The following is a 249-nucleotide window of genomic DNA, read 5'->3' on the forward strand; positions in this document are numbered from 1 at the left end:
CTCGCCGCCCTCGTACGGGCGGATCGACAGCTGGTCGATATGGACCGGTCGAGTCCCGTCGAATTGCATGTTGTAAGCAGTCGCATCGCTGAGCGTGAAGTCCTGGGACAGAAGCTCGAGATGCAGGTCGAGATTCGCCAGCGCCGCCGCCTTGTGCAGGCTGATGCTCCATTCATACGGATATGAGATGAACGGGATCTGCGGATGGGAAAGGAGCACATCGGCCTGTACGATCCCTTCTTGCGATGC

Annotated in this window: 1 pseudogene; it reads right to left on the reverse strand. The window is 59.0% G+C overall.

Annotated elements, in window-relative coordinates:
- Positions 1-249 (reverse strand): annotated as a pseudogene (locus tag AC2Q9J_RS18330) (hypothetical protein); the annotation flags it as partial.

It is taken from the genome of Planococcus sp. RAB007_Raresut (assembly GCF_057369535.1).